This is a genomic window from Novosphingobium clariflavum, assembly GCF_026420865.1.
Lineage (GTDB): Bacteria > Pseudomonadota > Alphaproteobacteria > Sphingomonadales > Sphingomonadaceae > Novosphingobium > Novosphingobium clariflavum.
This window is the reverse complement of the sequence record NZ_JAPCWC010000006.1, coordinates 288,133-300,313: the sequence shown is the minus strand read 5'-3', so window position 1 is coordinate 300,313 and position 12,181 is coordinate 288,133. Positions and strand designations below refer to the sequence as shown.

Sequence of the window (12,181 nt, the reverse complement as noted above, 5' to 3'; positions counted from 1 at the left end):
AGGACGCCCTGTCATTCAGCGGCCTCCGCCTTGCGGGCCTGCGCGGTGGGATCGACGGCGAACCGCATGGTCACCGTGGTCCCGCCGCCAAGCGTCGGCAGGAACTGCATTTCGCCGCCATGCTCTTCGATAATCTTGTTGACGATGGCAAGACCGAGGCCGGTCCCCTTCTCGCGCGTGGTCACGTAAGGCTCGATGATGCGTTCACGGTCCTGTGACAGACCGATGCCGTTGTCGGCGATCTGCACAAGGATGGCGCCGCTCAGCGCGTCGACAGAGACGGTGATGGCACCGTGGTAGTCGTCACCGGCATCCTTGGCCTTGGCCTCGATCGCCTCTACCGCGTTCTTGAGCACGTTGGTCATAGCCTGGCCGAACTGGTGACGATCGCAGTCGATCGAACCGATCGCCCCGTCGCTGGCAAAGCTGAAGGCGATGTCCGGACGGGCGACTTCCTGCAGGAACAAGGCCTGCCGGGTCAGCGCGACCGGGTCCTCAGGCCGGAAGACCGGCTTGGGCAGGCGGGCGAAGGACGAGAACTCGTCAACCATCTTGCGCAGGTCTCCGACCTGGCGGATGATCGTGCGGGTCAGATCCTCGAACAGTTCCGGATTGTCGACGATCTGCTTGCGATAGCGCCGACTGAGGCGTTCGGTCGCGAGCTGGATCGGCGTCAGCGGGTTCTTGATCTCGTGGGCGATGCGCTGCGCGACATCGGACCAGGCCGCGGTGCGCTGGTCCAGCAACTGGCGGGTGATGTCCTCAAAGGTGATGACATAGCCGGTCGCATCGCGCGTGACCTTGACCGCAAACGTGAGCAGGTCGCCGTGCCGGTGGTACTGAACAAGCCCGCCGCTACTTCCCTGCTCGACCAGCGCGGCGAACTGCGCGGCCACATCGGCCAGCGGAGTGCCCTCCGGCACCTGCTCCAGCGTGGTGAGCAGCTTGAGCGCGGTGCTGTTCATCAGGAGGATGTAGCCCTCCTTGTCGAGCGAGATGATACCCGAGGTGACCGATTCCAGCACCGCCTCGATGAAGATACGGCGTTCGTGCAGTTGCCGGTTGGCCCCCAACAAAGCCTGGGTCTGCTTCTCGATCTGCGCGGTCATCCGGTTGAAGGCACGGTTGAGCAGCCCGATCTCGTCGGTGCCCACTCTTCCCTCCAGACGGAGCGCAAAATTGCCACTGCCGACCGTACGTGCCGCGTCGACAAGTTCGTAGAGCGGCTTGACCTGCCTGTCCGCAAATCGCAGCGCGAACCAGACAGCCAGCCCCACGAGTGCGAGCGAGGCGATGAACAACGCGATGTTGAAGCGCAACTGGAAAACCCGCGCGCGGCTTGTCAGCACTTCGTAGGCCTGGACGATATTCTCGGCGTTTTCGGCGCGTTGTCCCTGGCTCAGGGCGAGCAAGTCGTTGCTACGCGCCGCGTAGAGATAGATCCCGGCATCTCGCTCGATCGGGACGACCGCCACGATCCGGTTGGCGTCCGAAGTGACGACGTAAGGCTCCTTTTGAAGCCTTTGCTGAACATCCGGCGCGATCCGCTTGGAATCCGATTTCCGGTCCGGATCGACGATGATCGGCGTGCGCTGCTCACCGTCGGGCGTCACCTGAACCAGGGCGGCGACCGAAAGGTTGCGGCGATAGACCTGGTCGCCGAAAAACGCCTGGAATTCACGGCTACCCACCGGATATTCACCCAGCCAGTCCCGCGTGTCCTGCGCCATGGCCACAGATTCGTAACCGACGTCGCGCTGGGTCTGCTCGTAATAGCCACGGGCCAGCTTGTTGGCATTTTCCAGCAGGCCGCGCGAGGAATCCGAGAACCAGAACTCCACGCCCGACTGAAACAGCCAGGATGCGAAGACCACCACAAGCAGGGTCGGCACCGCAGCGATCAACGAGAAGATGAACACCATGCGCACGTGCATCTGCCCGGTGCCGCCGATATGTTCGGCCGCGCGGCGCAGGGCCATCCGGCGCCCGAACAGCACCAGGATCGCCATGGCCGGCACCAGCGTCCCGACAAGCAGCGTGGCCGTCAGGTTCGAGGGGAGCAGCGTTCGCTTGTCCGCCCCGGTATTGAGCGCCATCCAGGTTGCCGCCGTCATCGCCAGGAAGGCGAGAATGGAGGCGACTTCCATGACCGCAAAGAAATTCGCTCGGCGCGCCCCGATCTGGACACGCCGCCACCAACGCGGCCAAGCGCGCTTGCGGACCCATTGTTCGTTCATCGTGGCCGAGTTACAACGCCAGTGTTGCCGGTTTGCAAGTGCAAATGCATCAAGCGCGGCTCATGAACGACGGGTGAATTCCTCGGGATCGAGCGCAAGTTCGCTCAATCGCTTGCGCAAGGTGTTGCGATTGATACCCAATGCCTGGGCGGCCCGAAGCTGGTTCCCGCCGGTCTCGCGCAGCACTTCGCTGAACAAGGGCCGCTCAAAGGCAGCCACTGCCGCTTCGTAGATCGTGCCGCTGGCAGGCCGTTCGGCTGCGAGCCAGCGACTGACCGCATCGGCAATGCCCCCTTGCCCGATCGCGGCACTCTCTCCGCCGCCCGAAAGGTCATCCCCGGTAGCCGCCGTGGCTGCATCCGGGCTGAGCAAGGCCTGTACGCTTTCGGCATCGATCATATCCTCCCGCGCCAGCAAGGCGAGGCGATAGATCACGTTCTTGAGTTCGCGCACATTGCCACGCCACGGCTGCCGGGCCAGCAATTGCCCTGCTTCAACACTCAACTGGCGGCGCGGAAGCCCTTCACCAGCGGCCAGTTGCAGGAAGTGGCGGGCAAGAACCTCGATGTCGTCGCGGCGCTCGCGCAGGGGCGGCATATGGATCGGCACGACGTTGAGGCGGTAATAGAGATCCTCACGGAAGCGCCCTGCAGCGATCTCCGGTTCGAGATCCTTGTTGGTCGCTGCGATGATGCGAACGTCGAGGCGGACCTCCTCGCGTCCGCCAACACGCCTGACAGTGCCGGACTGGAGGGCGCGAAGGAGGCGGGTCTGTGCCTGCATCGGCATGTCACCGATCTCGTCCAGGAACAGCGTGCCGCCGGAAGCCTGCTCGAACTTGCCGACATGGCGCGCGACAGCGCCGGTGAAGGCACCCTTCTCGTGGCCGAACAACTCGCTCTCGATCAGGTCGGCCGGGATCGCTGCGGTGTTGACCGCGATGAACGGTCCGGCCCGGCGATGGCCGAGATTGTGCACGGCTTCGGCCACCAGCTCCTTGCCGGTTCCCGATTCTCCCAGGATCAGCACGGTCAGGTCGTTGCGCAGGACCCGCGTAATCATGCGGAAAACCGATTGCATGGCGACACTGCGCCCCACCAGCGGCAGGCCGTCGCCCAGCGGCTCATCCCCGTCCGGCAGCAGTTCCTTGCCCGCTCCGGCAGCCTGGCGCACGGTGCGCGCCAGTTCGTCGATGTCGAAGGGCTTGGGAAAATACTCGAAGGCGCCGGTATCGCTCGCCCGCACGGCGGTATCGAGCGTGTTCTGCGCCGAAAGAATGATGATCGGCATCAAGGGGTGCAGCACCCTCGCACGATCAATCGTCTCGATTCCGTTGCCGTCCGGCAGCATGACGTCGGTGACCAGGGCGTCGAAACCACGCTCCCCCAATAGGCGGTCACGCTCGGCGATGGTCTGGCAATGCGTCACCGCAAAGCCCTCGGCCTCCAGCGCGGCGGTAATGACGATGGCGATCGAGACGTCGTCCTCGACCAGCAGAACACTCATGGCGCGACCTTTCTCCTGCTCGCCTTGCCGCGGGTTTCACGCGCAAGCGGCAGGTGAACGCGAAAGTGCGTCAGCCCCGCTTCATCGTCGCGTTCGTGGGTGATGCGCCCGTTCATGTCGCGAACAAGCTTGCGCACCAACGGCAAGCCAAGCCCCTGCCCCGCCTTCTTGGTGGTGACGAAGGGCTCGAAAATGTGCTCGCGCATCGCCGCATCGACGCCGGGACCGTTGTCGGTGACGCGCAGTTCGACGGGGAGCCGCACCGGCTCACCCGAATCGGTGGCGTGAAGCTGGAGGCCGCTGGCAAAGCGGGTGCGAATGGCCACTCGCGGCGCAGCTTCCCCCTGGCAGGCTTCACGGGCATTGGCGACAAGGTTGATTATCACCTGAACAAGGGCGTCGGGACTACCGAGTACGGCGGGCAAAGAGGGGTCAAATTCCTCTTTAATTCTTACCCTTACCACCGATCCCTCATGCGCCGCCGAAAGAACGTCGATGGCGCGGCGAGCGGCCTCGTGGAGGTTGCACGGCTCGACTGGCGGCGTCGTGCGACGGGACAGCTTCTGCATGCGTTCGATCAGGTTGGCGATCCGGTCCACTTCGGAAGTAATGAGTTCGGTCAGCGGAAGATCGCGCTCGCTGGCATGGCGCCCCAGCAGTTGCGCTGCCCCGCGAATGCCCGCCAATGGGTTCTTGATCTCGTGCGCCATGATCTCCGGGCCGCGCAGGACGGCATTGTCGGCGCTGCCGGAATCGTCTCCCAGCGCATCGGTGGCGCTGTTGTCGTGGATCGTCAGGACCTGCCAGCCCGGGGTGTCGGCCACCGGCGCGACGTTGACATCGATGCGCAGAACCCCGCGCCCGCGGATTGAGACCGTCACCTCACGCGCGGAAACCGGCGTTTCGTAATCGTCCAGACGCTCCAGCAGGCGCGCGTCGGGCACCGTCATGACGTCGCGCAAGCGATTGCCGACAAGACGGCGGGCGGATTGCCCGAAGAACTGTTCCGCCGCCGGATTGAGCGAGGCGATCCTGAGACCCGGCTCCAGCACCACAACGGCCACCGGCAGGCTTGCCATCAACCGCCCGATGTCCGGCCGAGCATTGACCGAAGGGGCGTTCATGCAGCCTGACGCTGAAGGGTGTTCGCCTCGCCGGGTTCATCGCGATACGGAGCGTAGAACTCAGCAAGTTCGGCAAGCACACGATCGGGATCGTCAATGAAGTTCACGTGATTTCTGAACTCCGCCGACCCGCGAATGCCGCGCACGTACCAGCCCAGATGCTTGCGGGCCATCTTCACTCCGGTCTCGCGCCCATAATGGCTGAGCATCTCTTCGTAATGCTCGCGAATGATCTCGTACTGGGCGCCGAAGCCCGGCTCAGCCCCGAAGCCGTTCCCGCGCCACCACTGCATGATCTGCGCCAGCGCCCAGGGCTTGCCGTAGGCACCGCGCCCGACCATCAGGCCATCCGCGCCCGACTGTTCCAGCGCCTTGGCCGCATCTTCGATCCCGCAGATATCGCCATTGACGATCACCGGGATGGAAACCGCGTCCTTGACCCCGCGCACGAAAGCCCAGTCGGCCGAGCCCTTGTACATCTGGTTGCGGGTACGACCATGAACGGTGATCATCTTCGCACCCAAGTCCTCGGCAATGCGCGCGAGTTCCGGAGCGTTGAGGCTGTCATGACACCAGCCCATGCGCATCTTGACGGTGACCGGTACCTTGACGGCCTTCACCGTCGCCTCGATCAGGCGGGTCGCCAGAGGCACATCGCGCATCAGCGCCGAACCGGCATCGCCGTTGACGACCTTGCGGACCGGGCATCCCATGTTGATGTCGATGATCGCTGCGCCGCGATCCTCGACCAACTTGGCGGCCTCGCCCATCTGCTCGGGATCGCAACCGACAAGCTGCATCGACACCGGATCTTCCACCGGATCCCACATCGCCTTCTGGAGCGACACGCGAGTCTCCCGGATGGCCGCCGGGCTGGCAATCATCTCGGTGACGTTGAGGCCCGAGCCGAAGCTGCGCACCATACGGCGGAACGGCAGGTCCGAAACCCCGGTCATTGGCGCCAGCACGACCGGACACTCGATCCGCACGGGACCAACTTCGATCGGCTTCATGGCCGGAGGAGTGGGAAGTTCGTTCATGATGCGAGCCCGACAATTGCCTGAATGACGCCACGTGCCTAAAAAACGTGACATGCCTAAAAAACAGGCAGCGCATAGTGGATTGCCCTCGGGACGGCAAGCGATTACCGGCAGGCACGATGTCGCAGGACCAGACAATTTCGCAGGCGCGAAGCATAGCCGGGCAGAAGGCCGCAGCCATCGTCGTTGCAGCCGGCCAGGGACTTCGCGCCGGCCAGCCTCTTCCCAAGCAATTTGCGCTCTGGCGCGGCAAGCCGGTGCTGCGGCACTCGGTGGAGGCCCTGGCGAACGCCGGTGTGGCGCCAATCCTCGTGGCCATCCCGGAAGGCGCCGATCCGCTGGTTCGCGAAATTCTTTCGGGGATCAAGGACATCCAGCTGACGGCGGGCGGCGCGACTCGTCAGGAATCGGTTCGGATCGGACTTGAGGTGCTGGCCGGATCTGCGCCGGACCTCGTGCTGATCCACGACGCCGCCCGCCCGGTCCTGCCTGCCGCCGTGATCGCGCGATTAACGGCGGCGCTGGACCGCCATCCAGGCGCAATTCCGGTGCTGCCGGTGGTCGATAGCCTTGCGCATGCGGAGATGGGCGCAGAGGGCGAGACGATGGGCGCTCCCGCCCGCCGCGAAGACCTGCGCCGCGTCCAGACCCCGCAGGCATTCCGATTCGCCGAAATCCTCGCCGCCCATCGCAACTGGGAAGGCCCTTCCCATGCCGGCGACGATGCCCAGGTCGCGCAGGCTGACGGCCTTCAAATCGCGCTCGTCGAAGGAGACGAAGCCTTGCACAAACTGACGTACGCAACCGACTTCGCGCCCTCCGCCCCGCCGATCCGCGTCGGTACCGGCTATGACGTCCACCGCCTCGAAGCAGGCGAGGACCTCTGGCTCTGCGGAGTGAAGATCGAGCACAGCCACGGCCTTTCGGGCCACAGCGACGCCGACGTGGCCATCCACGCGCTGGTCGATGCCCTGCTGGGCGCGATCGGCGCAGGCGACATCGGCCAGCACTTCCCGCCGAGCGATCCGCAATGGAAGGGCGCCGCCTCCGATCGCTTCCTCGCGCACGCCGGATCACTGGTCGCCAAGGCGGGCTACATGCTTGCCAATGCCGACGTCACGATCATCTGCGAAGCCCCCAAGATCGGCCCGCACCGCGAAGCCATGCGCGCCCGGCTTGCCGAAATTCTCGGCGTCGATTCCGCCGCCGTCAGCGTCAAGGCAACCACGACCGAGAAACTGGGTTTCACCGGCAGGTCCGAAGGCATCGCGGCACAAGCCGCCGTCAGCCTGATCCGCCTCTAGGGAATAGTCGATGACCGTTCACCGCAAGACACTCATCCTCGCCGCGATGCTGCTGGGAACCGCTCCAAGCGTCGCGCAGGCCGAAACCGCATGCCTGACACGGCCCGAAGCGCAGGCCATGTTCACTTACGCCCTGCCCCAGGTCATTTCCGGCACCGCCAAGCGCTGCGAGCAGGTTCTGCCGTCCGACTCCTATTTAAGGACGCACGGCAGCGAACTGGCAGCGCGCTATGCGTCGCAGAAAGGACGTTCCTGGCCGGAAGCCAAGGCCGCTTTCCTGAAGCTTTCCCAAGGGCGAAGCAGCGATGTTGCCAAGTTCGCGCGCAACCTGCCCGACGAATCGCTGCGCCCCCTGGTCGACATCACGGTCGAGGGACTGGTTTCGCAGCACCTGCCGCTCAAGTCGTGCGACCGGATCGATCTTGCGGTCGACCTGCTCGCCCCGCTGCCGCCCGAAAACACCGCCGGACTTATCGCGCTGATCGTCGAGATGACCGCGAAGGCCAAGGACGTCGCGCCCGCTGATGTGGCCGACAAGGCGAAGATCGCCGGCCTGACCCTCTGCAAGGACTGACATGCCCGACACCCTCCTTTTCCCGCAGGATCTCTACGCGCTGGCGGAGCGCGTCATTACCGAGAACAAGGCTGCCGGCCGCAAGGTGGCGGTCGCGGAAAGCTGCACGGGCGGCCTCGTCTGCGCGGCATTGACCGAAGTTCCGGGCTCTTCGGCGGTACTGGATCGCGGCTTCGTGACGTATTCGAACGAGGCCAAGCAGGAACTGCTGGGCGTCTCGCCGGACATCATCGATACGCTGGGCGCGGTATCACCCGCCACGGCATGGGCCATGGCGCAAGGCGCCATCGCGAACAGCCGGGCGGATGTGGCCGTGGCGATCAGCGGCATCGCCGGCCCTGACGGCGGCAGCGAGTTCAAGCCTGTTGGAACCGTGGTCTTCGCACGCGCCTTGCGCGGCGCGGAAGAGGAAGATGCCGAGCAGAAGCTGCTGGACGGCACCGGCCGGACGGAAATCCGCCATCAGGCCGCGCTGATCGCACTGGAACTGCTGCTGCCCGAAAACGCCTGAAGGAAGGATGGAGCGGCCCTCGTAGCAGGCCGCTCCAAACTCATGAAACTCAGCTTTCCTGAGGCTCGCCGTAGAGTTCGTGAGCCCGAGTTTCGAACGCGGCGACCATCTTGCGGAAGGCCTTGTCAAAATACTGGCCGGCCAGCTTCTCGAACAGCACGTTGCGGAAGCTGAAGCGCACGTCGAACTCGATGTCGCAGCTATGCGCATCCACCGGATGGAAGATCCAGTGGTTGTCGAGATCCTTCATCGGCCCGTCGACATAATGCACCTTGATCTCGCGCGGACGGACCTTCTCGACGCGTGAGGTGAACTTTTCGCGCAGCGCCTTGAAGCCGACCAGCATATCCGCGATCATCTCGCTGCCGTCGTCCGACTTGACACGGGTGGCGACCACCCAGGGCAGGAACTCCTGGTAGCGGCCTACGTCCGCGACAAGATCGAACATCTGTTCGGCGCTGTAGGGCAGCCGCTGCGTCTCATGAATACCGGGCATGGGTCAGGCCTTCGGAGCGGCCTTTGCGAGCTTGGCTTCACGCGCCGCACGCATTTCCGCAAAGTCCTTTCCGGCATGGTAGCTCGAACGCGTCAGCGGCGAGGAGGCGACCTGCAGGAAACCCTTGGCACGGGCAATCGCGCCATAGGCATCGAAAGCCTTGGGGGTGACGAACTCCTTGACCTCGGCGTGCTTGGGCGTCGGCCTCAGGTACTGGCCCATGGTCAGGAAATCGATGTCGGCGCAGCGCATGTCGTCCATCACCTGATGGACTTCGAGGCGCTCTTCGCCCAGCCCCAGCATCACGCCGGACTTGGTGAAGATCAGCGGATTGTGAGCCTTCACCTCTTCGAGCAGGCGCAGCGATGCGTAGTAACGTGCACCGGGACGAATGGTCGGGTAAAGGCGGGGAACCGTCTCGAGGTTGTGATTGTAGACGTCGGGCCCGGCCTCGACGATGACCTCGACCGCGCGGCGCATCTTGCCGCGGAAATCGGGCGTCAGGATCTCGATGGTGGTATTGGGCGTTGCCGCGCGCAGCGCCTGGATCACCTTGACGAACTGGTTGGCACCGCCATCGGGAAGATCGTCGCGATCGACAGAGGTGATGACGATATGCTCCAGACCGGTCTTCACCGCGAGTTCCGCCACGTGTTCGGGCTCAAGCGGGTCGACGCGGCCGGGCATCCCGGTCTTCACATTGCAGAACGCACAGGCGCGGGTGCAGGTATCGCCCAGGATCATCACCGTGGCGTGCTTCTTGGTCCAGCACTCGCCGATATTCGGGCAAGCGGCCTCTTCGCAGACCGTATTGAGCTTCAGGTCCCGCATGAGCTGGCGCGTTTCGCCATAACCCTTGCTGGTCGGCGCCTTCACGCGGATCCAGTCGGGCTTGCGCTGACGTTCGGGCTTCTGCTCGGGGCTCGGCACGGAAGAGAGGTCGTTCATGGGGCCCAGATAGTCGCAAGCGCCGCCGCTTGCCAGTGCGAATATCCGGTCTATGGGTTGCGTGCGTTTCAACGGAGGCCCCCATGACCGATTCTTCCACCGGAACCAGCGCAGGCGACAATCGCGTGCTCGATGGTTTGATCGCCGGCTACCGCCGCTTCCGCGACTCGGGCTGGACCCCGCACCGCGAACGCTGGGCCCGCCTCAGCGAAGGCCAGCAACCCGAAGTGATGATCGTCGCCTGCTCCGACAGCCGCGTCGATCCTTCGCAGATCTTCGACGTCGACCCCGGCGAGATCTTCGTGGTCCGCAACGTCGCCGCCCTTGTTCCCCCCTTCGAGACCTCGCCCGGCCACCACGGCGTGTCCGCCGCCCTGGAATTTGCGGTGCAGGTGCTGAAGGTGAAGGAAATCGTGGTCATGGGCCACGGCATGTGCGGTGGCTGCAAGGCGGCGCTGACGCAGGAACTTCACGGCACCGAGCCAGGTGAAGGCGGCTTCATTGCCGACTGGATCTCGATGCTGGACGAGGCCCGCGCCCCCGTCGCAGCCGAATTCGGCACCTCCGGCCGTCCTGCCGAGCGGGAAATGGAACAGGCTGCGGTGCGCGTCAGCATCGAGAACCTGATGTCGTTCCCCTGCGTGCGCCACAAAGTGAAGAACGGTGAACTGACCCTGCGCGGCACCTTCTTCGCCATTTCCGATGGCGTGCTGCACCTGATGGATCAGAAAACCGGCGAGTTTGCACCGGTAGCCTGACCGCTCCCTACCGACAGGCCACAAACAAGAAGGGCGGCGGGTAATCCCGCCGCCCTTTGTCTTGGGCTGGTATGGCCGATCAGGCGGCCGGCTTGCCCTTGGTGGCCGCATAGGCCGACCACAGCTTGGCAATCGACGAGCGCTTGTCGGTCACCTTTGCGAGCGTGGCCTGTGCTTCGGCAACCTTGCCCTGCATAGCCTGGGCCATGCCGAGGCGCAGGTTGGCCTTGTTGGCATCGACACCCGGCTTGGTCAGCGCAGACTGGAGCAGCGCCTCGACCTTGGCATACTGTTCATAGCTGAGCAGCACGTCGGCCGCGCCCATGATCTGGGCTGCGGTAGCGCCCGGCTTCTGGGCATCGCGTTCGGTCGCGGCGAGAGAGGCCTTGTCGCCAGCGACGCGCGAGGCGGCATTGGTGCGATCGGCGCCGATCTCCGCCTGCGTGAGCAGGCCCTTGGCCAGCCCCTGATCCATGACCTTGAGTGCTTCACCCGGATAAGCGCGCGGATCGGCGTTTTCCAGGTACTCATAGTAGTCGCGCTTGTCCTTCATGCCGCCGGTGACGAACATCAGGCGCATGAGGTCGAGGTTGTCCGACTTCTCGAACGACCCAAGCTGGCGCACGATCGAGGCCGAGATGTTCCAGGTGTCCTTGCGCGGATAGTACTGCGCGAGCATCGCCGCGTAGTCTGCCGAGGCGTCGAGCTGCTTGGCGGTATAAGCCGCCTGAAGCACGTTGCGGATCGACGTTTCGCTCGGCGCCACACCCTTGGCCTTGGCGCCGTCGACTTCGGCCTTCGCCATGTCCATCGCCGCCTGCGGGTTACCGCCGCGCTTGTAGGACTCCGACAGGATCAGGTCGAGCTGGTTCTGGGGATCCTGATAACCGGCATCCTTGGCCTGCTTCACATAGGTCGCAGCGGTCGCATAGTCCTTCAGGTTGAAGGCGTTGACGCCGGCATCGAAATAGGTCGCGGGAAGCGAGGCGGCGGGAACCTTGCCGCTCTCGATCATAAGCAGGACACCCTTCTGCTTGAAGGCGAGATCCTGCGACAGCACGCCATAAGTGCGCGCGAACTGGCCCATCGCCATCTTGTCATCCGGCGTGGTGGCCGAGGGCAGCGCAGCCTCGATGGCCGCCTTGCCGTTGCCGCCGAGCGCGGTGTCGATGCTGGCCTTGGCCGCCGGGAAGGCATCCGCGCCCGCACCCTGCGGAATGGCGGCGGTCGCGGCGTTGATCGCCTTCTCGATCGGTCCAGCAGCCTTGATGAAGGCTTCCGAGTACTTGCTTTCGGACTTCTTGGCTTCCTTGGCCGAAGCCACCGGCGCCATCGCCACGGCCATGCCGCCGCCCAGGGCCACGGCAAGGGCAACACGGGAAATCAGGAACTTGCGAGCCATCAAGGCCAACTCCTCAAAAAGACATGTACGGTCGCGCCGCGAACCACGGCACTATAAATTCGCCGGGCCGGTTTGACGGCGAAATCGCCGCTTGGCAACCTTGTCGCCCGATTAGACGCACCCCACTGAACGCTGATTGAATGCAATTCGTCGCAAGTTCGCAGGGCTTCGCCGCAGCTCTCCCGCAATGCCTTGCCATAAGTGTGGAAAAAGCAATGCCCACCCCTCTCCCCGCATGCGTTCCGGTGGCTTTCATCCGCCGCATGCCCTAGGGCCGAATA

11 protein-coding genes are annotated in these 12,181 nt (G+C 64.3%); 4 read left to right on the top strand and 7 right to left on the bottom strand.

Features of this window, described 5'->3' with window-relative positions; translation table 11 throughout:
* Positions 1-11: 11 nt before the first annotated feature.
* Genes OKA11_RS11095 through dusB form a run of 4 tightly spaced genes read right to left on the bottom strand, consistent with a single transcriptional unit; the run spans position 12 to position 5,907 of the window.
* A complete protein-coding gene (locus OKA11_RS11095) occupies positions 12-2,237 on the bottom strand; it encodes a sensor histidine kinase (RefSeq protein ID WP_267220226.1) in 2,226 nt (741 codons plus the stop codon).
* Positions 2,238-2,297: 60 nt separating this feature from the next.
* Positions 2,298-3,743 (bottom strand): sigma 54-interacting transcriptional regulator, encoded by a 1,446-nt coding sequence (locus tag OKA11_RS11090; RefSeq protein ID WP_267220225.1) that lies wholly within the window; start codon positions 3,741-3,743, stop codon positions 2,298-2,300.
* Positions 3,740-4,867, bottom strand: coding sequence for a two-component system sensor histidine kinase NtrB (locus tag OKA11_RS11085; protein ID WP_267220224.1), 1,128 nt, complete (start codon positions 4,865-4,867; stop codon positions 3,740-3,742). Before OKA11_RS11085 ends, OKA11_RS11090 begins: the two co-directional genes overlap by 4 nt.
* Positions 4,864-5,907, bottom strand: coding sequence for a tRNA dihydrouridine synthase DusB (gene dusB / locus OKA11_RS11080; protein WP_207078559.1), 1,044 nt, complete (start codon positions 5,905-5,907; stop codon positions 4,864-4,866). Before dusB ends, OKA11_RS11085 begins: the two co-directional genes overlap by 4 nt.
* A gap of 119 nt (positions 5,908-6,026) precedes the next feature.
* Between dusB and OKA11_RS11075 the strand changes: the two genes are divergently transcribed.
* The 3 genes from OKA11_RS11075 to OKA11_RS11065 are packed head-to-tail and all read left to right on the top strand — an operon-like array spanning position 6,027 to position 8,296.
* On the top strand, positions 6,027-7,211 hold the full coding sequence (locus tag OKA11_RS11075) for a bifunctional 2-C-methyl-D-erythritol 4-phosphate cytidylyltransferase/2-C-methyl-D-erythritol 2,4-cyclodiphosphate synthase (protein WP_267220263.1): 1,185 nt from the start codon (positions 6,027-6,029) through the stop codon (positions 7,209-7,211).
* 10 nt (positions 7,212-7,221) lie between these two features.
* Complete coding sequence (locus tag OKA11_RS11070) at positions 7,222-7,785, top strand: hypothetical protein (protein ID WP_267220223.1); 564 nt, start codon at positions 7,222-7,224, stop codon at positions 7,783-7,785.
* A 1-nt stretch (position 7,786) separates the two neighbouring features.
* Complete coding sequence (locus tag OKA11_RS11065) at positions 7,787-8,296, top strand: CinA family protein (protein ID WP_142633760.1); 510 nt, start codon at positions 7,787-7,789, stop codon at positions 8,294-8,296.
* Positions 8,297-8,345: 49 nt separating this feature from the next.
* Here the strand turns inward: OKA11_RS11065 and OKA11_RS11060 are convergent, their stop codons facing one another.
* Together OKA11_RS11060 and lipA are read right to left on the bottom strand one after the other, a co-directional pair.
* Positions 8,346-8,792 carry a type II toxin-antitoxin system RatA family toxin gene (locus OKA11_RS11060; protein WP_142633762.1) on the bottom strand — a complete coding sequence of 149 codons (447 nt, stop codon included), beginning with the start codon at positions 8,790-8,792 and terminating at the stop codon, positions 8,346-8,348.
* A 3-nt stretch (positions 8,793-8,795) separates the two neighbouring features.
* Positions 8,796-9,740, bottom strand: coding sequence for a lipoyl synthase (gene lipA / locus OKA11_RS11055; RefSeq protein WP_267220262.1), 945 nt, complete (start codon positions 9,738-9,740; stop codon positions 8,796-8,798).
* An 83-nt stretch (positions 9,741-9,823) separates the two neighbouring features.
* Between lipA and OKA11_RS11050 the strand changes: the two genes are divergently transcribed.
* Positions 9,824-10,498, top strand: coding sequence for a carbonic anhydrase (locus OKA11_RS11050; protein ID WP_267220222.1), 675 nt, complete (start codon positions 9,824-9,826; stop codon positions 10,496-10,498).
* Between the two features lie 79 nt (positions 10,499-10,577).
* On the opposite strand, the gene OKA11_RS11045 is transcribed toward OKA11_RS11050, so the two are convergent.
* The gene (locus OKA11_RS11045; protein ID WP_267220221.1) at positions 10,578-11,900 is read right to left on the bottom strand and encodes a hypothetical protein; all 1,323 of its coding nucleotides are present in this window, start codon (positions 11,898-11,900) and stop codon (positions 10,578-10,580) included.
* Between the last annotated feature and the right edge of the window lie 281 nt (positions 11,901-12,181).